Raw genomic sequence first — 223 nt, 5'->3', positions numbered from 1 at the left:
CCGTATACTTCCTCTTGCGAGTTTGCACAGTGCTGTGTTTTTGATAAACAGTTGCAGCCACCTGGTATCTGCGACTCCCGTCAGCTTAGAGAGCAAGTCTCATCACCAACAGGAGCGTACCTTCTCCCGAAGTTACGGTACCATTTTGCCTAGTTCCTTCAGCCGAGTTCTCTCAAGCGCCTTGGTATTCTCTACCCGACCACCTGTGTCGGTTTGGGGTACG

1 rRNA gene is annotated in these 223 nt (G+C 51.6%); it reads right to left on the bottom strand.

Annotated elements, in window-relative coordinates:
* Positions 1–223, bottom strand: a 23S ribosomal RNA gene (locus KO533_RS22860); the annotation flags it as partial.

The organism is Shewanella sp. NKUCC05_KAH (assembly GCF_019345585.1).
Lineage (GTDB): Bacteria > Pseudomonadota > Gammaproteobacteria > Enterobacterales > Shewanellaceae > Shewanella > Shewanella oncorhynchi.
Note: the sequence above shows the minus strand (reverse complement) of the source record. Positions and strands in the feature narration are given on the sequence as shown.